Annotated in this window: 11 protein-coding genes; 3 read left to right on the top strand and 8 right to left on the bottom strand. The window is 68.7% G+C overall.

The genetic code is table 11. The annotated features are described in order from the left end of the window. Positions 1-127 precede the first annotated feature (127 nt). The gene (locus IPN47_26985) at positions 128-817 is read right to left on the bottom strand and encodes a DUF1080 domain-containing protein (GenBank protein ID MBK9411627.1); all 690 of its coding nucleotides are present in this window, start codon (positions 815-817) and stop codon (positions 128-130) included. A gap of 295 nt (positions 818-1,112) precedes the next feature. Here IPN47_26985 and IPN47_26980 point away from each other — a divergent pair, with 295 nt between their 5' ends. Continuing rightward, complete coding sequence (locus IPN47_26980; protein MBK9411626.1) at positions 1,113-2,585, top strand: M48 family metalloprotease; 1,473 nt, start codon at positions 1,113-1,115, stop codon at positions 2,583-2,585. Positions 2,586-2,716: 131 nt separating this feature from the next. Here the strand turns inward: IPN47_26980 and IPN47_26975 are convergent, their stop codons facing one another. Together IPN47_26975 and IPN47_26970 are read right to left on the bottom strand one after the other, a co-directional pair. Continuing rightward, positions 2,717-3,226 (bottom strand): serine hydrolase, encoded by a 510-nt coding sequence (locus tag IPN47_26975; protein ID MBK9411625.1) that lies wholly within the window; start codon positions 3,224-3,226, stop codon positions 2,717-2,719. Positions 3,227-3,296: 70 nt separating this feature from the next. Then, positions 3,297-3,932, bottom strand: coding sequence for a hypothetical protein (locus IPN47_26970; GenBank protein ID MBK9411624.1), 636 nt, complete (start codon positions 3,930-3,932; stop codon positions 3,297-3,299). 317 nt (positions 3,933-4,249) lie between these two features. Here IPN47_26970 and IPN47_26965 point away from each other — a divergent pair, with 317 nt between their 5' ends. Next, the gene (locus IPN47_26965; protein ID MBK9411623.1) at positions 4,250-5,116 is read left to right on the top strand and encodes a cation transporter; all 867 of its coding nucleotides are present in this window, start codon (positions 4,250-4,252) and stop codon (positions 5,114-5,116) included. 52 nt (positions 5,117-5,168) lie between these two features. Here IPN47_26965 and IPN47_26960 read toward each other — a convergent pair whose 3' ends face one another. From IPN47_26960 to IPN47_26940, 5 genes are all read right to left on the bottom strand, one after another. Next, positions 5,169-6,749, bottom strand: coding sequence for a carboxypeptidase regulatory-like domain-containing protein (locus IPN47_26960; protein ID MBK9411622.1), 1,581 nt, complete (start codon positions 6,747-6,749; stop codon positions 5,169-5,171). 238 nt (positions 6,750-6,987) lie between these two features. Next, on the bottom strand, positions 6,988-10,164 hold the full coding sequence (locus IPN47_26955) for a hypothetical protein (protein ID MBK9411621.1): 3,177 nt from the start codon (positions 10,162-10,164) through the stop codon (positions 6,988-6,990). A 1,006-nt stretch (positions 10,165-11,170) separates the two neighbouring features. Beyond that, positions 11,171-14,764: a SusC/RagA family TonB-linked outer membrane protein gene (locus IPN47_26950; GenBank protein MBK9411620.1), complete on the bottom strand. Its 3,594-nt coding sequence runs from the start codon at positions 14,762-14,764 to the stop codon at positions 11,171-11,173. 285 nt (positions 14,765-15,049) lie between these two features. Beyond that, complete coding sequence (locus IPN47_26945; GenBank protein MBK9411619.1) at positions 15,050-15,943, bottom strand: hypothetical protein; 894 nt, start codon at positions 15,941-15,943, stop codon at positions 15,050-15,052. 152 nt (positions 15,944-16,095) lie between these two features. Further along, entirely contained in the window at positions 16,096-20,790 is a 4,695-nt protein-coding gene (locus IPN47_26940) for a diguanylate cyclase (protein MBK9411618.1), read from the bottom strand. 313 nt (positions 20,791-21,103) lie between these two features. Between IPN47_26940 and IPN47_26935 the strand changes: the two genes are divergently transcribed. Continuing rightward, entirely contained in the window at positions 21,104-24,022 is a 2,919-nt protein-coding gene (locus IPN47_26935; protein ID MBK9411617.1) for a SusC/RagA family TonB-linked outer membrane protein, read from the top strand. The last annotated feature ends 19 nt before the right edge of the window (positions 24,023-24,041 follow it).

Raw genomic sequence — 24,041 nt, 5'->3', positions numbered from 1 at the left:
CGAGGGTCCGACCGTCAGGAATCGTCAGCGGTGCCGGCGCCGTCCCGTCGACGGGCACGTCCCTAACGAGTGCGCATACGCCGGCGTCCGCCCGGGACGCGCCGACAAGGGGCGCAGGGAACGAGACTCAGTGCAGCGGGCGAATGCGGATGTTGCGGAACGCCACCCGGTCGCCATGGTCCTGCAACCCGATGCGCCCCTTCTTCGACAGCCCGTACGTGGGCCACTGCGCGAACTTGCTCTTGGCCACCCGCGCCTTCCAGTCCGCGCTCCACATCTCGTAGTCCACGACCTTCTTGCCGTTGAGCCAGTGCTCCACGTGCGCGCCCTTGGCGACGATGCGCACCGTGTTCCACTCGCCCGGCGCCTTGACGGCGTCGGCGGGGGCCGGATACAGACCGTAATTGGCCCCCGCCAGCGTCAGCGGCGTCTTGTTGTCGGGATGCAGGACGTTGTCGAGCACCTGCACCTCGGTCGCGTTCTCGAAAATGCGATCCGTCTCCTCGGTCGCCCGGTAGAAGATCCCGCTGTTCCCCTTGGGCTGGATCTTCCACTCCAGCTCGAGCTCGAAGTCGTCGAATTCGCGGTCGGTGACGATGTCGCCTCCCTGCGCCACGCGCGTCAACGCGCCGTCCACCACCGCCCACCCGGCCGGCACGGTCTGCTGGCGGTAGCCCCGCCACCCCGCGGTCGTCTTGCCGTCGAACAGGGAGATCCACCCCTCGTGCCCCGTCCCCTGCGCGGCACCGCGCCCGGAGATGGTCACGAGAAGGGCCAGCGCGAGCGCGGCCTGGCGGGCGAGGAGTCCATGGCGCATCTGCAGCATGTGAGCAAGGTCGTGGACGGGAGCCATTCGGGACGCCAACGTAGGACGCCAGTCAGGAAAGGGGAAGGGCGTTTCCGCTCTCCCGGCCGCCCCTCCTCATCCGCAAGACCCCTTCGAGAACCGCCGACCCCCACGCGTCGGCGCCCCCACGGCGCCCCGACGGCGACCGGCCGGCGCCCCGACCGCGACTCGACGTGGGCCCCCGGCGAGGTTTCCTTTGTGCAGCACCGCTACGTCGCCGTCGTTCGTCCCCCGAGCGCCGGCGCCCCCCCGATCTCGCCCCCACATGCCCGACGCCACTCCCCTCGCCATGCGCCCGGACCGCCATCGCATCCTGCGCCTGGCCGCCGTCGCCGCCCTCTCGGTCGGAGCGGCCACCTGCGCCGTGAACCCGGCGACCGGGAAGCGCGAACTGTCGCTGGTCGGCGAATCCCAGGAGATCGCCCTCGGCCTCGAAGGGGCCAAGGCCGCCGCGGCCCAGATGGGGATCTACCCCGACAGCACCGTCCAGCGGTACGTCGCCTCGTTAGGCCAGCAGGTCGCCAAGGTCGGGGAGCGCCCCGGGCTCCCATGGTCGTTCACCGTGGTCGATGATCCGATCGTCAACGCCTTCGCCCTCCCCGGCGGCCCGATCTTCGTTTCCCGCGGCATCCTCACCTACATGAACTCCGAGGCGCAGCTCGTCTCGGTGCTCGGACACGAGGTCGGACACGTCACCGCCAAGCACTCGGTGAACCAGATGTCCAAGCAGCAGCTCCTGGGTGGGCTGCTCACCGTGGGGATGATCGTGCGCCCGGAACTCCAGCAGTACGGCGGCGTCGCCAGCCAGGGGCTCGGCCTGCTCTTTCTCAAGTATGGGCGCGACGACGAAACGCAGGCCGACGACCTCGGCTTTCGCTACATGACCCGCATCGGCTACGATCCGCACGAGATGGCAGAGATGTTCAAGACGCTCGAGCGCGTGAGCGGCGGCGGGTCGCGCGGTACCCCCGAATGGCTCTCCACGCACCCCGATCCCGGGAACCGGGTGGCCCGCACCGGCGAGCGCATCACCGCGGCCGGCCCCACCATCGCCGCCGCCAAGCGCATCGAACGCAACACCTTCGTCCGCCGCCTCGACGGCATGGTCTTCGGCGACGACCCGCGGCAGGGCTACTTCGAGCAGGGAGTCTTCCTGCACCCCACGCTCAAGTTCCGTTTCGCCTACCCCAGCGGCTGGAAGACGCAGAACTCGGCCTCGGCCGTGATCGGTGCCAGCGCGCAGGGCGACGCGCAGATCGCGCTCGAACTGGCAGGGAGCGCTTCGCCGCAGCAGGCGCTCGGGCAGTTTCTGGGGCAGCAGGGGATCCAGGCGGGAGGGACGAGCACCTCCCCCATTAACGGACTCGTCGCCGCAGTCGGTCAGTTCGCCGCGCAGTCGCAGGATGGTTCGATGCTGGCCGGCTACGTCGCCTTCATCCAGCTCGACGGGACGACGTATCGGCTGCTGGCCATCACGCCGCAGCAGCTCATGCAGCAGTACGACGCGCCCTTCCGTGCGACCATCAACTCGTTTGCGCGTCTCACCGACCCCAAGGCGCTCGCCGCCAAGCCGATGCGGGTGCGCGTGGTGTCGACGACCAAGGCGATGACGCTCGCCGAGTTCAACGGGCAGTATCCCTCGTCCGTCCCGCTGGCGACCATCGCCCTCATCAACGCCCTCGACGCCAACGCGACGATCCCCTCCGGGACGCTGGTCAAGCGCGTCGTGCAGGACTAGCCGCGACGACGTCGTCCACCGCACCAACCCCACGCCGGGGCCAGACCATGGTCCCGGCGTCCGGTGGGTGCGGGAGGCGGGCGACGGACCTTAGGTGTAGAGGAACGGTTCGGTCGCGCCCCGTTGGCGGATCACCCGCGTACGCCCGGTGCCGTTGGTGAAGACCCCGTGCCGGGTTGTCCGCCCCACCGCCAGGCGGCACGCGACGTTCCGTGGGTTCCAGGCCGATGCCCAGCCCCACCGATGGTCCTACCCCCCTGCGGCGTCATCTCCCTCGGGGGGTGCGCCCCCCCCCCCGCGGCCGCGGGGCGCGCGAAGTCGTTGGCCGTCGTCATCAGCGAGGCGGCGGCGTTGGGGACGAGCGACACTGGGTGGTCTCGGGGACACGTGCGCAGCGCCGGTCTTGCGTCGTCGACGCGCGTGCCGCCGCCCCGCGACGGGCGGGCCGTCGGACGGTGCGCGTCGGGGCTGGCCGATCGCGCCATGCCCAGTGGCGTCAGGACACGTTCGCGCACGATCGTCCCGATCCCCTGACCGGTGATGCGCTCCAGCACCCGCTGCAGGAAGAAGAAGCCCTCACCCGAATACGACCATCGCGATCCGGCCGACCCCCCCAGCGCGATCGCCGCGTAGGCCACCACGCCGTGAGGCGCCGCGACCCCCCCCCCGCCCCCCCGGCGTGCCCGGCCCCCCTAACGTGCCACCGCCGCGCTAGTACGCGATGGCGTAGCTGGTGAAGTTGTAGACCTTCGTCTCCACCTCGTCGAGCGAGCGCGAGACGATGCTCGTCTGCGGCGCCCACGGATTGGAGGCATGGAGCTTCCAGATCCTGAACGTCCGCTCCAGGCGCGTGTCGGCGCCGTTGACGACACCGTCCTGATTGTAGTCGTCGTCGGCTTCGAGGTAGGAGATCTTGAGGTCGGCGGGATTGCCCGCGCTGAACACCAACCCGGACGGCTGGAAATCGACGATCCGGTTGACCGCGTCGGACAAGGTCAGGGTGATCTGGACCGAGTCGCCGTTGGCGAAAGGCTGCCCGTTGGGAAAGAAGGCCAGCGACCGCTTGCGCACGCGGAAGCGGAGGAAGACGGAAGAGTCGCTCGCGCCCGGGCGCGAGGCGTAATACATGAAGACCGTCTGGTCGACGCCCCGCTTGGCCCAGAAGCTGATGACCGGGTTGGCGATCGCCGGAGCGGTGGGGTCCGACGGAAGAAAGGTCGGGGTCGCCGCCGCCGATGCGAGCGAGGGGGGGGCGATGACGGCGGGCGGGGTGACGACGCCCTCACCGCCGCATGCGGCAAGCAGTCCGGCCGCGAAGGCCAGTGCGAGGAAACGAAGGGATTTCATGGGACGCACTCCGGGCAGTGGAGTCGAGGGAAGGCGGGGGCTCGCTGGACTAGCAGAGCAGGGAGTGCGCCCGGGGGTTGCGCACTTCGGTAGCGTGTATCTACCGGTAATGGAGATACTTATAAATAGTTAACATGTCAACGAGCAGAAACTGCACGCCTCGGGTCATTGCACCCTGTAACGTGCCGATACAGGAGAGGCGGCGTGCCCGATCCCGGATGACGGCAGGCGCCCACGCTCCGTAGATTGCGCCGCGTCGCGATGCCCTCCCCGAATCGCCCTCTCTTCCGTCCGTGACAGGACCGCCGCACCGCGGGATTCAGACCGCCCAACTCGGCCTGCTGATCAACACCGGGTTGGCGCTGGTGAAGTTCGTCGCGGGCATCCTGGGCAACTCCTACGCCCTCATCGCCGACGCGGTCGAGTCGACCTCGGACATCCTCTCCTCGGCGATCGTCTGGGGCGGGATTCGCATCGCGTCACGCGAGGCCGACGACGACTTCCCCTTCGGCTACGGCAAGGCCGAAGCATTGGCCGGCGCCATCGTCGCGCTCATGCTCCTGGCCGCGTCGGTGGGGATCTCGATCGAGGCCATCCGGGAGATCCACACCCCCCATCACGCCCCGGCCCCCTTTACCCTGATCGTCCTCGTCGCCGTGGTGCTGGTGAAGGAGACGCTCTTCCGGCGCGTTTTTCGGGTTGGCGAGGAGGAGGAAAGCATCGCAGTAAAGAGCGACGCATGGCACCATCGAAGCGACGCCATTACGTCAGTAGCGGCATTCATTGGGATTAGCATCGCGCTCTGGAAGGGAGAAGGATGGGAGTCGGCCGACGACTGGGCCGCGCTGGTCGCGGCGCTCGTCATCGCGATCAACGCGCTTATCCTCCTGCGCCCCGCCGTCTTCGACCTCATGGACCGCGCGCCGGAGCCGGACATCGTCGAGCGAGTTCGTCTCGCGGCGCTCGCCGTTCCTGACGTGATGGCCATCGAGAAGCTCAAGGTGCGCCGAGCCGGGACGGGGCTGTATGTCGACCTCCACGTGCAATCCGATCCCAACCTCTCGCTGCACGCCGCGCATATCGTGAGTGGCAAGGTGAAGAGCGCGATTCGTGGTTCAGTCGGTCGGGTGCACGGGGTGCTGATCCACATGGAACCGTTCGAAGGGAAGCTCCGGAAAACGTGAAGGGCGGCCGATAAATGGCCGCCCTTCTTGTACTTGCGAGCTTCCTCTCGCCTTACTTGCGACCGGGTGGCCGGTCCACTCGCGTCTTGCTCCAGAGCACGATGGCGGCGCAGGAGCTCTGTCCAGCGGCCTGGAACTGCGCAGGGACCGAGATCCCATTGTAGACCTCGACCGCCGCGATCTCGTTGGGCGGGAGGATGCGATCGACGTCGCCAGGGAAGACGGCCTCGAACGGTGCGCCGTCGACGAAGTACTTCACGCAGCTCCCCGACACCTGCCGCGAGCTCTCCACCGTGTAGTCCATGCCGTTCCCCGAGGGGACCACGCGCAACCCCGGAATCGAGCGGAACAGATCGGTGAGCATGTTCGGCGCGCGCTTCATGATGTCGTCGCCGTCCAGGTGATAACCCCCACCGACCTTCTTGCGCTGCGTGAAGCCGATGCGCTCCAGCCCGACCTCACGGTCCGCCTTGACGACGATCGTGTTGAGCACCGTGGCGGGACGCGCCATGGTGACATTGACCTTGGCCGGCGCGCGCGTCGAGAGATCGACCGAACGCTCCTCGGGGGCGAAGCCGATCTGGCGCACCACGACCGACTGGGTACCTGAGGGGAGGTTGGCGATCATGAACTCGCCGTTCTCCTTGGTCAGGGTGGCCCCGGGGGTACCGATCACGTCGACGCGCGCGCCGACCACGGGGCCTCCGCTGGCATTGATGACTCGCCCGGTCAGGACCGCGTTGCCGGTCTGGAGGCGGGCGGCCGAGAAGGTGGGGCCGGTCGCCGCTTCCTTCTGGCGACGCAGCGCGGCGCTGTCGTTCGATGCCACGACCGTATTGGCGTTCCCGATCTTGAGCCCCTGCACCACGAGCGGCGTCCCCTCGGCCTTCACGCGCACTTCGGAGGTGGTGACCCCCTTCATGATCGCCTGAAGCGTCCCCTCGAAGTTGGCCGGGAGCCCGCAGATGCGGTACACGCCATCGCCGCCGCTCAGCGCCTCGCGCACACGGGGGATCTTCCGGAGCCCCGCATTGAGCGACATCTCCAGCCACGCCACCGAGACGCGTGCCCCTTCGACCGGCTGGTCGGTGTCGGCGTCGAGCAGCCGCCCGATCACGGCGCCGGGGCCGAGGTTCCGCCTCGCCGGCGGACACGAGACCTCCACGAGCGTCGCCGCCGACGGGATCGACAGCTGCATCGCGCTGGCGTCGCCATCCTTGATGTCGAACGGTGCGGTGAGCATCGCGATGCCCAGCGAATCGAGGACGATGTGATCGACCTTGAGGCGATGCGTTCCCGGCGGGATGCTGTCGAGCCGGAAGATCCCCTTCACCGTGGTGAGCGAGAGGCGGTCGGTCCCCTCGATGCTCACCGTGGCCGCCTCGAGCGGAATGCCGTGCAACGAGTCGAAGACGGTTCCCGTGATGGAGCCGATCGGGACACGCGGAGGCGGCGGGGTGGTGTCGGCCTTTGGTGCGACGGTGGCGCTGTCAGCCTTCTTGCTCGCCGGCGTCTTGGCGGGCGCCTTGACTGGCGCCTTTTTCGGCGGCGTGCGCTGCTGCGCCGGGAGGCCACCCGCCACAAGGGCGAGCGCGCCAGCGACGAGCAGCGCGGTGCGGCGTGGACCGTTCAAGCGTTGGTGGTGAAGCACGGCCGGGGTGCGGTGAGAAGGACAACGGGAGCTGGCGGGCGTACCGGGCAGAGATGCTTGGCGCGCGCTTCGTAATGTCTACAGCCGGCGCCGTAGCGACAACCTACCGTAACCGTCCCCGGCCGCTGAGTTCCAGACGGACAACAGAAGCCCCCGCCCGAACGGGGCGGGGGCTTCTGTTGTCCGACGTGCCGAGCGCTGTCAGCGCCGGCGGCGGTTCCTACCGCTCGTCTTCCTCCTCGAAGAACGACGAGACCACGCCGCTCCCGCTGGCGCGCTCGACGCGCAGCGTCTGCTTGAGCGTCTTCCCGTTCACGGTGATCGACACGAGGTAGTCGCCCGGTTGGACGATCGGCGCCTGGGTCCGGGCGCCGCCGGGGAGGGCGAAGCCCCCGCCTGCGCCGCCGCGCGGGTTGAGCAGCTGCACGATCTGGAAGGCCACGTTGGGATCGGTGATTCCGGCCGCTGCCGCCGCCCCTGCGGCGCCACCACGACCACCGCCGCCGCCACGCTGCGCGGCGGCCTGCTCACCCGGGCGCGGATTCCAGACGGTCGAACCACCAAACGTGCCGCCGCCGCCCATGAACATCTGGGCCATCTGCTGCATGTCGCCGCCGGTGATCATGCGGCGGAAGCGCCCCAGTGCGACGGTGTCCATCCCGGCCTTTCCTAACGAGTCGAACACAAAGTCGGCGCGGCGCACGGTCAGGATCGAATCGCGCTTCCCGGCGGGCGACAGCGGCGGCGGGGTGGGCGCCTTGCCGCGGAAGTCCCACACGACCTTGTGCGTCCCCAGCGTCGACGGGCCGTTGAGCGTGCGAATCGTGTCGCCCGTGACGTCCTGGATGACCACGCGCACCTGGCCGGTGCCGCGGGTCGTCAGGCGGTACGAGATCTCGGCGCCGTACTGCGGGCTCGGCGTCTGGAAGAACTGGTGCCCGACCGACTGCCCCTCGAACGGCATCTCGCCGTACTGGTGCGCCGCCTTGGGCTTGAAGAGGAACGCCTCGGCCGCCACGGCCTCGGGCTTCATCTGCTGCAACGCCGCGATGTCGACGATCCAGAGCGCGCGCCCGTGCGTGGCGGCGATGAGCTCCTTGTCGCGCGGGTGGATCTTGAGGTCGTTGACCGGGACGGTCGGGAGCCCCGACATGAACTTCTGCCAGCTCTGTCCCTTGTTGAGCGAGACGAAGGCGCCGACATCGGTCCCGACAAAGAGCAGGTCGGCGTTGGCGGGATCCTGCTTGATGACGTGGACGAAGTCCGGCCCCCCGGTGGGGAGGTTGGCCGCGATCGACTTGAACGACTTCCCGAAGTCCGCCGAATGGTAGACGTACGGGGTGAAATCGCCGACGCGGTGGTTGTCGAAGGTGACGAAGACCGTCATCGAGTCGTGCGGCGACGGCTCGATCTCGCTCACGTAGGCGTTAGGCGCGAGCCCCGGGAAGTTCTTCGACAGCTCGTCCCATGACCCGCCGTCGTTCTTCGAGACCCACACGCGTCCATCGTCGGTGCCGGCAAAGAGGATCCCCGGGCGGATCGGCGACTCCGCGAGCGAGACGATCGTGCCGTACGTCTCGGCGCCGGTGGCGTCGACCGTGATGCCCCCCGTGGTGCGCGTGGAGATGCGGATCTTCTCCGCGTCAGCGTATGAGAGGTCGGGGGAGATGGGGTACATCTCGTCGCCGCGCTTGGTGCTCTTGAGAACGCGGCTGGCGCCGAAGTAGAGCACTTGCGGGTTGTGCGCCGAGATGATGTACGGGGTGTTCCAGTTCCAGCGGAGGTCGAAGGCGACCGAGTCGGTCTTCTGCTGGGCGCGGAAGGCGTCGATGCGCTTCTTCTGCTCCTTGGACATCGGTGCCGCGGTATCGGGGCGCTCGACGAGGATCGAATCTTCCCACTGTGCATAACGAGGACGCCAGTTGGGCTTCACCAGCGAGGTGCGCTCACTGGTGGCGAAGTTGAAGCGCGAGATGTTGCCGCCCTGCGACTCGGCGTAGACGATGTTGGCGTCCGTCGGGTCCTGCTGCGTGACGAAGCCGTCGCCGCCGGCCACGGTGGCCCACATCGCGTTGGTGATCTGCCCCTGCTTGCGACGCGACGGGCCACACCACGACCCGTTGTCCTGGAGCCCCGTGCACACGCGATACGGGACCGACATGTCGAACGAGACGTTGTACGCCTGCGAGACGGGGAGGGTGCTGGCGACGTCGTAGCTTCCACCCTGGTCATACGAGATGGCGATGCCGCCGTCGTTGCCGACGATCATGCGGTCCGGATCGTTCGGATCGATCCACATCGCGTGGTGGTCGACGTGCACGCCGACGGTGGCATTCTTCGTGGTCTTGCCGCCGTCGTCCGAGACCTTGACCGGGGTGGACGACCAGTAGACGCGGTCGGGGTTCTTCGGGTGGACGCGGACCTGCGAGTAGTAGAAGGGGCGCACGTTTTCGTTGTTGGTGCGCTCCCAGGTCACGCCGCCGTCGGCGGAACGATACAGGCCGCTCGGCTTCTCCTGCGGCTTCTTCGTCTTGTCGGGCTTGGCGTTAGGCGCGGTGTCGGCCTCCACCATCGTGTACATCACCTTGGGGTTGGACTGGGCGATGGCGATGGACATGCGCCCCTTCATCGATTCGGGGAAGCCGCCCCCCTTCACCTCGGTCCACGTCTTGCCGGCGTCGGTCGACTTCCAGAGTGCCGAACCCGGGCCGCCGGACTTGAGGAAGTACGGGCCACGGACGCGCTCGTAGCTCGCCGCCCAGACGACGTCGGGGTTGCTGGGGTCGAGCTGCACGTCGACGACGCCGGCCTTGTCGGAGATGAACTTGATCAGCTCCCACGTGGTGCCGCCGTCGGTGGTCTTGTAGAGGCCACGCTCCTTGTTGGCGTTCCAGATGGCGCCTAACGCGGCGACGTAGACGATGTTGGGGTTGGTGGGGTGCACCTGAATGCGCCCGATGGTCTGGGTCTTCTCCAGCCCCATGAGCTTCCAGGTGATCCCGCCGTCGGTCGACTTGTAGATGCCGCCGCCCGGGGAGACCGAGTTGCGCGAATTGGGTTCGCCCGAGCCGGCCCAGACCTGCATGGTGTCGCTGGGGGCGATGGCGAGCATCCCCATCGAGATGACGCGCTGGTTGTCGAAGACGGGGCGCCAGGTGGTGCCGTTGTTGGTCGACTTCCAGATGCCGCCGGCGGCGGTGGCGACGAAGAGCGTCTTGGATGGCGACGGAATGCCGGCGACGTCGGAGACGCGCCCCATCGTGTTGGCTGGGCCGACGAGCCGCCAGCGGAAGGCGGCGAGCGTGGCGGAATCGACCTCGAACGGCGCCTGCGCGCCGCCGACACCGCTGGCGGTCGCAAGGAGCGTGAGGGTCAGGGAGCGACGAAACAAGGACATGAGGCTCAAGACGGGAGACGGGAGACGGGAGAAAGCTCGGGTTGGACGGAATGGCATCGTGCCATGACGCGGCGAACAACTCTACTGGAACGCACGCGTTGGGGAAGATGCTGGTTCGCCGTGACCGCGTGGTCGGGGGAAGGACGACGAACGCCCCGGCCAACAGCGCCGGGGCGTTCGGGACAGGCGTGGAGAAACCGTGCGTGCCTACGGGTTGCGATCGATGCACCCCGTGAAGGCCGGGTTGTTCTGCTCGTCGACGGTGACCGGGAAGTTGACGTCAGCGCCGTACTGGCCACCCTTGAAGAACTGTCCTGAGGGGAAGACGTTGGCCTGCGTGCGCCCGTACTGCCGCACCAGTCGGCGGAGGTCGCCGTGGCGCTGGCCGCGCCCGAAGACCCAGAACGCCTTTTCGCGGAAGTACGTGTCGATCGCGGCATTGCGGTCGGCCGGCGCCGGGAGGGCCGCCATCGCCGCTGGGGTGAAGGTGCCGAGATTGGGCGGCGCGGCACGCAGCCCGTTCAGGATGGTCATCATCCCGGTGAAGTCGTTGGCCTGCAGGCGGGCCTCGGCTTCATACAACCGGGCATCGAGCCCCGACACGATCGGGGTCGATTCGACGCGGCCGAAGTTCGTCTGGGCCACGAAGCTGGTCGATCCGTCGAACGACTTGCCGGCCGGAGACGACGCCGTGGAGTTGCCGGTGACCTTGATACGTGGATCGCCCGCCGATGCGAACGGAATGGCGTTGGCGATACGTCCGCCCACGTCAAACGAGTCGCCGACCACCCAGCGCTTCTGGTTGGTGTTGAGGCTCCAGATTTGGTTGTCGCCCGAGGTGAGCGCGAAGGTGGCCAGATTCTGGAAGTTGGTCGGGACGTTGGCCACGGTCGCCGCGACGCTGGTGAACTGCCCCAGGTTGAGCTGTGCGCGTGCCTTGGTCACCGCCGCGGCGTTGCGAATGGCCGTGGACGTGGCATCCGTACCGTTGGCGAGGGTGAGGGCGCTATCGGCATGCGCCAGGGCCAGCTGAAAGACCTGCTGGTTGGTGAGCGGTGGGCCGTACTCCGGCGCGCCGCTGGACGCGTCGCCTAATGGTGTGCCGTTGCAGAACGCCTCGGCCAGCGTGATCTCCGACAATGCCATCGCCCAGTACATCTGTCCCTGATATGCGGGGGTCCCCGGGACGTACTGCTTGAGGGTGGCGAGCGCTTCGCGGGCGCTGGTGCGTACGCGATAAATCTCGCGCATCATCGTCTGGACGTTGGCGTTGTTGTCCTGGATGATGCGCTGGTCGGTCTCGTTGCGCTGCAGGAAGGTGTCGCCCGACTTCCATTCGTCGACGAGCAGCCCGCCGAGCATCCAGGCGCCTTCGCCGCCGGCGGTGATGTTGCGGACACGCGAGAGGGCGCCGACGCGCATGGCTTCGGCGGCGGCCGGCGAGTTGACCGTGGCCGGGTTGATGACGTCGGGGTCCGGGGCCGCCAGGAGGCGGTCCTGGAAGTTGCTGCACCCGAGGGTGCTGCTGAGGATCATGACTCCAACGGTCACGATCCCACGAGGACGCAGAGTGTGCGTAGTCATTGAGAAGGTCTCGGCCTTTGGAGGTTAGTACCGCAGGTTGACGCGGAACGTGAAGTAGCGCGGCGGCCCGGCGGTGAGCAGCGTCTGCTGCAGGTTGGCCTCGCCGTAGTTCTGTTCCGGGTCGACGCCGGTCCAGTCGGTGAAGACCGCGAGGTTGCGCACGGCGAAGACCAGCCCCACGCTCTGCGCCTTGAGCAGGCGCTGCGCCCAGGCGCTCTCCACGTTGTAGGTGGCGGAGAGTTCGCGGATGCGCGTGAACGTCACGTCTTCCATGTAGCCGGCGGTGGTCTGCGGCGTCTTGAAACGCTGCGCGATGGCGCGGGCCTGTTCGTACGGCGTGGCGTCGTGGCTCGACGTCGCCTTGCACGACAGCGACTGCTGGCAGAGGAACTGCTGTTCGGAGTTGAGCACCTTGTAGCCGCTCTTGTGGTCGATGAGCGACGAGATGCGGAGGCGCCGGTTGAACAGGTCGAAGCCGTTGACGAACGTGAGTTCGAGGCGCGGCTGCGAGTAGCCCTGGAAGGTCACCGCGGTGTCGATCGTGACCTCGGCGGGGACGATGATGCCGTCCTTGTTGGCATCGTTGTAGCTGAAGCCGCGCTGCCAGTAGCCGTTGAGCGGGATAGCCGGGGCGCTGCTGCGTCGACGTCCCGATGATCGGGGGAATGGGCTTGCCCGCGGCATCGTTGCCTAACGTCAGCAGCTCGTTGCTGTTGCGCGAGGCGGAGACGGTCGCGTCCCAGGCGAAGTTGCGACGCGAGACGAGTTGCGCGTTCAGCAGCGCCTCGTAACCCCAGTTGCGCACCTCACCCAGGTTGGCCAGCACCGTGGTGGCCGCCGACCCCGCCGACGGGGCGATGGTCTGGGCGATGAGCGCGTCCTGCGACGTCTTGTCGTAGTAGGTGAGTTCGAGGTTGACGCGATCGTTGAAGAAGCGCGCGTCGGTGCCGAACTCCAGCTCGGTGGTCCGTTCGGGCTTGAGCGCGGCGTTGCCGAGCAGGGCGGAGCGCAGGCCGGCGACTTCGGCGCCCGCGATGTTGGTCGTCGCAACGGCAAAGGTGCGCAATGCGTCGTTGGGGCCGGGCTGCACGCCAGAGGCGCCGTACGCCGACCGCAGGCGCAACGACGACAGCCATGACAGCTTGGGAAAGAAGCCCTCGTCGGAGATGATCCACGACAGCGACCCCTTGGGATAGTACACGCGCTGGAACTCGGTGCCGAAGGCCGAGTTCTGGTCGGTGCGCACCGCGGCGGTGAGGAAGAGGCGGTCGTTGAGCGAGGCCTGCTCCTCGACAAAGACGCCGAGCGTCTTGGTGAGCGTCGTGCCGGACACGATGGAGGGGATGGTACCGGCTCCGGGCGTCTCGGCCCCTGGCGGCAACGTCGAGCCCTGCGCGTCGGACGACTTGAACCCGTAGTTGACGTACTGCGCGCCGCCAGTGGTCTTGAAGTTCAACCACGGCTTGTACTGCCAGGTGGCGGTGGAGCCAAGATTGATGGTGATGTTGCGGATATTGGCGCGAACGTCGCGGGCGCGCCCCAGGCGGTTGGTGCCGAAGTCGGAGCATTCCCCAAAGCGGCACAGCTGGAAGTCGACGCGGTCGGAGAGGTCGAGCCCGACGTCGGCGCGGTTCTGCAGCCAGGAGAAGGGGCGCCAGTTGGCGGTGGCCGAGTTGATGGCGCGCTGCACTTCCTGCTGCGTGCTGTACTGGAAGATGTCGCCCGGGGTGAAGAGGTTCCATCCCTGCAGCGGCTGGCCTAACGAGCCGCGCGCCGTGTAGTTGGGGCCGGCGTTCTTGTAGCCGTAGCCCACCGTGCCGTTGTACCAGAACGAGTTGACGTTGTTGTCGACCTGCGGCAGGCGCTGGTCGAGCTTGATGAAGTTGGACGTCACCCCGAGGTCGAGCTTGGGATTGGGGGTGATGTTGATGTTGGCGCGGTACGACCCCTTGATCGCCACGTTGGGGCGGTTCATGTAGTCGTAGATGCGCACCTGCAGCGAGTCGAAGCGGCGGCGATCGTAGTCGGGGATGCTGAGCGGCCCCGCCTCGCTCTCGTATTCACCGCTGACGAAGTAGCGCACCGCGTCGGTGCCGCCCGACACCTGCGCACCCCCCTGCCATCGCCAGCCATCCTTGATGGGGGTGAGGTCCTTGTCCTTGAACAGGTTGAGGGCCGACGTGCTGTCCTCGATGCACGTGCCGAGCGCGGTCTCATAGAGCCAGCACCGGCGCGCGACCGTGGGCGTCGCCGGGAGGTGTCCAAGGATGGCGTAGGTGGTGGGGTAGTCGTTCTTGTCCTGGATGACCCCCTGCTCGCCGTACACGCTCCATCGCGCGGCACCGGCGCGTCCGCGCTTGGTGGTGATCACCACCACGCCGTTGGCCGCGTCGGTGCCGTACAGCGTTGCGGCTGACGGTCCCTTCACGACCTCGATGTTCTCGATTTCCTCGGGATTGATGTCGTTGACACGGCTCGGCGCCGTCCCGCCCACCCCGATCCCCGTCCCGCCGGTGCTCGTCATGCGCACGCCGTCGATCACGTAGATCGGGTCGTTGCTGAGCGAGAGCGACGAGGTGCCGCGAATGCGCACGCGGCTCCCGCCGGCGGTCATGTTGGACGGGAGGATCTGCACGCCGGCGGCCTTGGCCACCAGCAGGTCGCCCATGTTCTTCACGCTCCCGCTCTCCACCGTCTTGGCGGCGTCGATCGTGGCGACCGAGTTCCCGAGCTCCACGCGGCGCTGTTCACCCGTAGCGGTGGTGACCACCGCTTGCAGCTGCACCACCGTGCGCACCATCGCGAAGTTGAGTGTGACCGCGGGACCACTCGCCGTCACCGCGACCGACTTCTTCTGCTCCTGGTAGCCCACCCGCAGGACGCGCACCTCATAGCTCCCGGCCGGCAGCCCGCGCAGGGTGAAGTTCCCCTGAGCGTTGGTGACGGTGAAGACCGAGGTTCCGAGCACGATCACCCGGACGTCGGACAGCGGCTCGTTCACGTCCGATGCGGTCACCCGCCCGGTGACCTGGGGCTGTTGCGCCTCGGCGCGCGTCGTCGCTGTCCCGAGTAGGGCCAACGCCAGCGCAAGACCGTATGCTCGAAGCCGCCGATCCAACCTGAAACGATGCATGAAGCTCCTCCAGCTGCTAAGGGTGGACAGGGAGGGACACCCGCGTTCGCGCCGCCGACGGGGGGGACGACACGAAAGCGCCGCGAACGCGTGACAAAGCGTTCGCGGCGTGTGACCCATGCTACGGCTCCGGGACGAGCCGTCAAGAGTCTGCTAAGACGTCAGCTGCTACTGGGTGACCCGGAAGGCCTTGATCATCCCGTGCTGGGAGTGCAGCTGCTTGGAGAGCGGATTCAAGGTCACGCACAGCAGCGCGTAGTCGCCGGGGAGCAGGTCGACCGTGACGTTGACCGACCGCCCGCGCGCGAGATTCGTCGTCCCGCCCACCCCTTCGAACGGAGGGGGACCCGACGGCTTCTCCGCCCACTTCACCGCGTCGGCCAGCCCTTTGCCGGGGAGGATGCGAACGATCCAGACCTGATGCTCGAACTGCCCGGTGTTGTCTACACGAATCGTGCGCCGCCCGGCATTGAGCGGTCCCTCGAGCTGGTAGTTCCACTCATACATCTTGAGCACGCTCTCGGTAGCCGGGAGGGCAGCCGTCACGGTCGCCCCGGGGCGACGGGTCACCGACAGCTCCTCCACTTCGCCCAGGATGAGCGGGCCGCCGGGGGCCGGGTTGATCGGGAGTTGGGCGATGACGTAGCGACCGGGCTCGAGCACCATCGACACCGAGGACACGCCGCCGGCCGGCGTCGACTCCGGCCCCCCCATGCGATTGATCCACGGCACGTTCCAGTCGCCGCCGCGCAGATAGTCCGAGATCTGCGCCAGGCGGTCGAGGCGGTCGACCTTGAGGATGCTGAAGTGCTGTTGGGACGCCGATCGATTGAAGAGCCGGATGTTGACGAGCCCGGCATCGACCTGCGCGGGAGCCTCAAAGCCCTTGTCGGATGCAACGATGAGGAGTTCGGTCCCCGGAATGCCGCCGGCGCGCTGCACCGCCTCGCGCCGCTGCGTGGGCGTGGGTGCGGCCTTCGTGGCTTGGGCCGTCAGCGGTCCGGCAGCGAGCGACAGCGAACAGCAGAACGTCAGCGTCGCGCAATGCAAACGACGTCGCATGAGTGAATCCCTCGGCGCGTGGGTGGTGGGTCCCCTAAACTCCGATATCCGGAGCATTGGCGCCAGAGAGATTCGCGCGACGACCTGTCAGTCGTGCAGCGACGTGACCTGCGCAGACGAAGCACCACCGGTGAAGTGGTGCGCGCGAGTTCCTACGTGATCGTGTCGGCGAGACGATCGAGAAGTGGACCGAAGGCCAATGCCTGCGCTCGCTCGCTGGCGAGGCGCCGCGTGACGGCGATCGCCGGCAGCCCCGCCTGCTCCAGGCCGTTGGCGCATTCCGCGACCAGCCAGGCCCCCGCATAGGGGTCGACGGCCTCGAAGCGTCGCAGCGCGCGGGCGAAGTGATCGAAGGCGGCGCCACTATGTCCCGCGCCAAGTGCCGTCTGCAGTGCGACCGCATCCACGAGTTCACGACCGGGGAACCACCAGTCGGGGGTGGCACCGGCGATCAGTTCGTTGGCACGCTGCCAGCGCGCCTGCGCCGTGGGCGAGGTGGGGCCGCCGTTAGTGAGCGCCGCACCGGCCAGCGCGGTCATCTCCGCCCAGGCGATATCCAGGGTGCGCGCCGCGGTCGCGGCGGTGTCGTACAGGGCGTGGGCACGCTGGCGTTCGCGCTGCTCGCGAGCGGCGTGCGCGGCGACGAGGGTGGTGCGCATCTGTTCGGGGGCGTCGCCGAGCGCAGTGAAGATGCGTTCGGCGTCGCCGAGCCACTGCGTCGATTCCCCGAAGTTCCCCTGTCGTGCGCGCAGTTCGCCGAGGGCGCGGGAGACGCACGCGGCGAGCGGGGCCGCATGGGCGCCTCGCGCCGCGTCGAGCGCTTCGCCCAGTGACTCCTCGGCGTGCGGGAGGTGGCCGGCGCGCAGGTACAGTTCGCCCAAGGTGAGGCGGGCGAGGGCGGTCACCGCGCGATCGCCAGCGGCGGTGCCGTCGGCGATGGCCTCGCGCGCGAAGGCGAAGGCCTCGCCCGGGGCCGAGTCATAGCGCCCGAGGGCCATGAGCCGGTGGGCCTCGGCGCGCTGCGACAGCGACCCGCGGATGCCGGCGATCTCGATCGCCTTGCGGGCGAGGGTGGTGGTGAGATGCCAGTCGGCGACCGACGCGGCCAGTGCCGACGCCGCCAGCTGCACGCCGGCGCGCATCGTCGAGTCGCCCCCGGGGGCGTCGACAAGGAGGGTGCGCAGCTCCTGAATGGCGCGCAGCGGTGGCTTGCCCCGGTGCACGCGGATGCGCTCGCGCAGGTTGCGCACGGCGAGCGCTGCATCGGGGGCGTCGCCCTCGCCCATCCACTCGAGCGCGAGGTCGCACCAGGTTTCGGCGGCAGCGTATCGGCCGGCGTCGAAGGCGGTGGTCGCCAGGCGCACGCGCAGCTCCGCGAGGTTGCGGGCGGACGGGGCGTGGCGCTGCGCGACCTGCAATGCGTCGAGGGCGGCGTCGTGCGCGAAGCCGGCGGCGGCGCGCTCGGCCGCCATCAGGGCATAGCGATAGGCGTCGGTATCGAGGCCGGCGGCGTGGTAGTGCCCGGCGATGGCGTCCACCGACGACGGGGCACGCAGCTCCAGCAGGCGCGCCGCGACCTCGTGGATGCGCTGCCGCTGACGCTCCGGGAGGTTCCGGGTGATGGCGTCGGCGAGCAGGGCGTGCGTGAAGCTGAACTGTCCCTCGCGCGCCGCATCGCGCACGATGACGCCGGCGCTGCTCGCTTCATCGAGCGCCGCGGTGACCTGCTGCTCCGGGGCGTTGGCGGTCGCCAGGAGCAACTCGAGGTCGAAGGGGGCGCCGAGGACCGCGGCGGTGGTGAGGATCAGCCGCGCCGCGGGCGAGAGCCGTTGCAGCCGCCGTTCGAGAATGAAGGCGATACCGGGCGGGATGGCCCCGCCGGTGAGCGGGCGCCACTCCCAGCGCGTGCCGCCGTACCAGATCCCCCCCGCCTCGGCAAAGGCGTGCAGGACATGGACGACGTTGAGCGGGATCCCCTCGGTGTACTCGTGCAGGATGCGGGGAAACTCGTCGCCCGGATCCGCATCGCGGAAGACGACCTGCGCCCAGCGGCGCAGCTCGTCCAAGGTGAAGCGCCGGAGCGAGAGCTGGCTGGCGCGCGCGCGCTGCGTGAGGCGGCGGCGCCAGTCTGCTGCGCTGCGCGCCTCGTCGGGGCGCAGCGTGACGACGATGAAGAGCCGCTCGGCGTCGACCGCCCCCATGAGGATGTCGAGCACGGCCCAGCTGGCGGCGTCGGCCCACTGCATGTCCTCGAAGACGAGGACGAGGAGGCGGTCGCGCGCGACCCGACGCACCGCACGCACGATCTCCTCCTGGAGCAGCGAGGGAGTGAGCGCCCAGTCGTCGCCGTCGCGCGGCGGCGGAATGTCGGGGATGATCTGCGGGAGTGCGCGCCACTCCTCGAGTGCCAGCATCCCCATGCTGTGCAGGCGCGCGACGATGTCGGTCCAGGGGGCGTAGGGGGCCGACTGGTCGCCGTCGAGGCACTGGGCGGTGAGCAGCGTCCCGGCGCGCAGGCGGATTTCGGGCTCGAGGTGCCTGACGAGGGCCGTCTTCCCGATCCCTTCTTCGCCTACGAGGGAGACCAGGCGCGCGTCGCCGCGACTGGCCAGGTCGAGCTGCCCCACGAGGGTGCGCAGTTCGTCCTCGCGGGCGACGAAGGCATCGAAGTCGAGGCGCGCGCGCGCGGCGTGCGCGTCGGCCTGGTCGGCCACCACCACGCGATCGCGCCCGTCGCGCTTGGCGCGATACAGGGCGCGGTCGGTGGCGGCGAGCAGTCCCTCGACGGTCTCGCCGTCCTGCGGGGCGCTGGCCACCGCGACGGAGACCGAGATGGCGATCTCCTCCTCGGGGGCGTCCCGCCGGGCGCACCGCAGGCGCGCACAGGCCTCGCGCAGTCGCTCGGCGATCTCCAGCGCGACCTCGGAGGTGGTGGCCGGCAGGAGGATGACAAACTCGTCGCTGCCGCGTCGCCCGATCAGGTCGCCCGTGCGCAGTCCGCGCTGCAGCACCTTGGCCACCGCCCACAGCAGGTCGTCGCCTTGCAGCCGCCCGTAGGTCGCATTGACGCGCGAGAAGTGGTCGATGTCGAGGAGCAGCAGCGCGACCGGCTGCGCGTTTCCCTGGCGCGCGCCCAGGAGGCGGGCGGCGCGCTGCGTCCACGAGGCGCGGTCGGCGACCGAGGTGAGGGCGTCGTCGAGGAGCGGGGGCTCGCGCGTCTCCACGCGCGCGGGGAGCGCGGCGGCGGAGGTGATCCCGGGGATCGCGATCCCATCGCGCACGACCTCCTCGAAGACCTTGAAGACGGCGGGGTCGAACTGCCGCCCCACGTCGCGACGCATCACGTCGAGGGCTTCGTGATGCGAGAGGGCCGCCTTGAACGAGCGGCGAGAGACGAGGGCGTCGTAGACGTCGGCGACGGTGAAGATGCGCGCCGCCAACGGGATCTCCTCGCCGGCCAGGCCGTGCGGGTAGCCGGAGCCATCCCAGCACTCGTGGTGCGATTCGACGATCGGGCGCACTTCCCAGGGGAAGTCGACGCCGCGCAGCATGGCGGCGCCGGCGGCCGGGTGTCGCTTGACGATCGCCCATTCTTCGGCGCTCAGTCGCCCGGCCTTGTTCAGGATCGCGGGGGGGACCTCGAGCTTGCCGATGTCGTGCAGGTAGGCGCCGACGCGGTACCAGACCAGGGCGTGCGCCTCGACCCCCATGCGCCGGGCGATCTCGCAGGTGAGGTCGGCGACGCGGTCGCAGTGTCCGGCGGTGGCGTGGTCCTTGGACTCGATGCGCTGCGCCCAGCGGCGTACCACGTCGATGAAGCCGTCGTCCAGGCGGCGGAGGCGCCGGGTCGCGTCACCATCGGCGCCGCGCACGCGGAGCTGGGCGAGGGCGCGATACGCACGATTGAGCGCGCCCAGCGCCTCGGCGTGGCGGTCGTCGCGGGCGAGGAGGTCGGCGCGCTCGCGGGCGGTCTCGGCGATGAGCAGGAGGTCGTCGAGTTCCTGTGCCTGACGGTCGCCCTGCTCGAGGAGTCGTTCGGCGCGTGCGTGGTCCCCGAGCTCTCGGGCCACGACCCCGTTGAGGGTGAGGGCGCGTGCGATGAGGGCGACGTCGTCGAGGCGACGGGCGAGATCGAGCGCGCGCTCGGCGGAGGCCTGGGCGCGTTCGACGTTGGCGCGGTCGAGCGCCATCTCGGCGCGCGCCAGCTCGAGGATCGCCAGCAGGTGCTCGTCGCGCCGCTGGGTGGCCGACGCGGCGGCGGCGGCAAAGGCCTGCTCGGCGGCGTTCCAGCGCTTGGCGTCGGCGTAGAGCGTGGCGAGGCGCGCGGCGGTGAGGCCAGCGAGCGCCTCGTCGCCCCCCGAGCGGTACTCGGTCACGGCCATCTCGGCGAGGGCGATGGCTTCGGCGCTGTCGCCGCGCAGGAGGGCGAGGTCGGCCAGGTGGGTCGCGCCTAACGCTGCGAGGGCTGGCCGGCCGGCGAGGCGGGCGCGATGGCGCGAGTCGGTGAAGTCCTCCGCCGCGGCGCCGAGCTGTCCCTCGCGCCACCGGATGCGTCCGCGCAGCTCGTGCGCCTCGGCGATCGCGACGTCCATCCCCGATTCCTCGGGGAGGGCGATGACCGCCTCGACGCAATCGAGCGCTGCCCCGAGGTTGCGATTGGCGAGGTGCGTACGCCCGATGCCGAGCAGGAGGCGGGCGATGGTCCACGCCGGCGTTCCCGGGACGAGCGAGTGCAGCGCCCGTTCGTACAAGTCACGCGCCGATTGGGTCTGGCCGCGCAGCTCCGCGAGACGCCCCTGGTCGAGGAGCGCCTCGAGATCGGGCGTCGTGGGGTCGGCGGCGGACATCAGGGGCGAGGCGGGGGAGGGCAACTATAAGAGGACGAGCGACGAGGCGAGGAGTTGCGAGGCGAATGGGGGGCGAGCGGGGGGGCCTACCCGATCGGGGAGAGGCTTGCGCGACCCGGGAAAATAGCTGTGTTGACATCGCCCCCGTTCGGTGGGATGCTATGCCGCGCGTTTCCGCCCGGCACATGGGCTCGCGGGGCCTCCCGTCCTCCCCGCCGCTCGTGGTCGCATCTCTCGGCAGGCCTCCAGCGCCGTTGCTGCCACGGCGTGCGTGCGGACGCGCTTCCCCCACTCCTCTCCACATGAGGTCGTGATGCACAACAGTCGTCAAACGTCGGGTCGCTGGACTCGAGGACTCGGGGCCGCGATCGCGCTGCTGGTCGCGTTCGCACCTGGGGCCCTCAGTGCACAACAGGCACAAGGGACCATTCGCGGGAAGGTCACCAATGCCGCCGCAGGCGCACCGCTCGGCAACGCCCAGGTGTTCGTCGCCGGAACGCAGCTCGGGGCGCTGACCAACGCGGATGGGTCGTACTCCATCGCCGCGGTACCGCCCGGGACCCAGGTGGTGCGCGTGCGCCTCATCGGCTACCAGCCGACGGAGAAGTCGGTCTCGGTGACCGCGGGGGCTGCGGTGACGCTCGACTTCGCGCTCACGCAGAGCGCCATTTCGCTCGACGAAGTGGTCGTGACGGGGACCGGTGGCTCGGCGCGCAAGCGCGAGGTCGGGAACTCGATCGGTCAGGTGAAGGTGTCGGAGCTGCCCGAGGTGCCGAGCAACGTGTCGAACATGCTCGCCGGTCGCATGGCGGGGGTGAACGTCGGCGGGGCGACGGGGAACTCGGGCGCCGGCTCGGCGATCCGCCTGCGTGGGTCGACGTCGGTCGCGCTGACCAACCAGCCGCTGATCTTCATCGACGGCGTGCGCACGCGCTCGGACGAGTATCCGCGCAACGGCATCTTCACGGGGACCACGCAGCGCGGCGCCAACGCGTACGGGTCGCCGCTCAACGACATCAATCCGGACGACATCGAGCGCATCGAAGTCGTGAAGGGGGCGGCGGCGGCCACGCTGTACGGCACCGACGCGGCGGCTGGCGTGATCCAGATCTTCACCAAGCGCGGCGCGCAGGGTGCGGCCAAGTGGAACGTGCAGCTCAACTCGGGCTTCAGCTCGCTGCAGAAGTTCGGCACGGACTCGGCGCCGCTGCTCTTCATGGATCCGTTCCTGCGCAACTCGACGACGAACCGGCAAGGTGAGACGTCCGAGCGCTTCGGGCCGGAGAACTACGCCATGCGCTACGGCGCGGCGGCGCAGGTGTCGGGCGGGCAGGGCGACAACCTGAAGTACCTCGTCTCGATGAACGCCGACAATACCGACGGCGTGCTGCCGAACGACAAGGACCGCAAGTACCAGATCCGCGCCAACCTCGATTTCGCGCCCATCAAGAACGTGGCGGTGAACTGGAGCAGCGCGTACAACAACTCGCTGATCAACCAGACGCCGGCCGGCAACAACGCGCAGGGTGTCACGCTCAACGCCTTCCGTCGCGACCGCAACTACTTCGGGAATGCGAGCCCGGACACGATCGCCAAGGTCTTCCAGCAGCAGCTGGACAGCTACATCGACCGCTCGATCCTGGGCGTGACGACCACCTGGACGCCGATTGCCAAGTTCTCGAGCCGCTTCACGGTGGGCTATGACCGCGCGGCGCTGGAGAATCGCAACCTGCGCCCGTTCGGCTTCCCGGCCGTGCCGTTAGGCGTGATCCAGAACCAGCGCTGGTCCAACAACACGCTGAGCACCGACTGGGTCAACAACTACGAGTTCCAGCTGGGCAACGACCTGCGCATCACCGCCTCGGGCGGGACGCAGTACGTGAACTCGCTGGTGGGTGATGCGGTGGCGTACTCGGAGAACTTCGCCACGCCGTCACCGCCAACGGTTGCATCTGGCGGCGTGAAGAACGCCGACGAGAATCGCCAGCGCGTGGTCACCGGCGGGGCCTTCACGCAGGCGCTCATCGGCTTCAAGGATCGCTACTTCGTGACGTTAGGCGGGCGCATGGACGGCAACAGCGCCTTCGGCAAGGACTTCGGCTTCCAGTTCTATCCCAAGGTGTCCGGCTCGTGGGTCGTGTCGGACGAGGGCTTCTGGAACGACAACCTGGGCACGCTCAAGCTGCGCGCCGCGTACGGGCAGGCCGGCCGCGCGCCGGGCGCCTTTGCCGCCGTGCGGACGTACAACCAGGTGGGCTGGGGGACGGCCACGGCCGTGCGCCCGAGCAACCTAGGCAATCCGGACTTAGGCCCGGAGCGCACCAACGAGCTCGAACTCGGCTTTGACGAGAGCCTCTTCCAGGGGCGCCTCGGCATCGACTTCACGTACTTCAAGGCCACCACGACCGACGCGCTCTTCAGCGTGCGTTCCATCCCCACCAACGGCTTCCTGGCCAACACGCTGCAGAACGTGGGCGAGATGGAGAAGTCGGGGATCGAGATGGCCATCACCGGCACGATCGTCGAGCGCCCGAAGTTCGGGCTCAGCGCCGGGCTCAACGTCAGCACCAACAAGAGCAAGGTGATCAGCCTTGGTGGCGCGCCGTCGTTCACGGTGGGCAACTACGGCTGGGTCAAGGAAGGGCTGCCGGCCCCGGTGCTGCGCGGCAAGATCATCCGCAACCCCGACGCCCGTGGCGTCGCGCCGGACACCGCGTCCAACTACGACTTCGGTCCGGCCCAGCCGACGCGCATCATCGGCGGCAACATCAACCTGCGCACGTGGCGCAACATCAGCATCGCCATGCGCGGCGAGTACCAGGCCGGCCACTACATCAACGAGGACGCCTCGTACCAGGCGCTCTCGCGCTCGGTGCTCTGGCCGACGTGCTTCGATGCCTACAAGAACATTGCCGCGCAGAAGCCGATCACGGTGCGCGAGACGCTGACCTGCATCCCGGCCAACGTCCGCCAGGACATGTTCATCTTCAAGGCCGACTTCTTCAAGGTGCGTGACATCACCGTCACCGTGCCGCTCGGCCGCCTCGTTCCGGGGACCGCGAGCAGCTCGCTCGTCTTCTCGGGCCAGAACCTGTTCCGCAAGAACTACGGCATGCCGCTGTTTGACCCGGAGATGTCGGGGAACGACGGCTTCAACGCGACGGTGCGCTACATCTCGGAGCACATCCCGGCACCGGCCGTGTTCCTGACCTCCCTCCGCATGACGTTCTAGGAGGAAACGCCAATGACTC

Source organism: Gemmatimonadota bacterium, assembly GCA_016719105.1.
In the GTDB taxonomy this organism is placed as follows: domain Bacteria; phylum Gemmatimonadota; class Gemmatimonadetes; order Gemmatimonadales; family Gemmatimonadaceae; genus SCN-70-22.
This window is presented reverse-complemented; position numbering and strand designations above follow the sequence as displayed.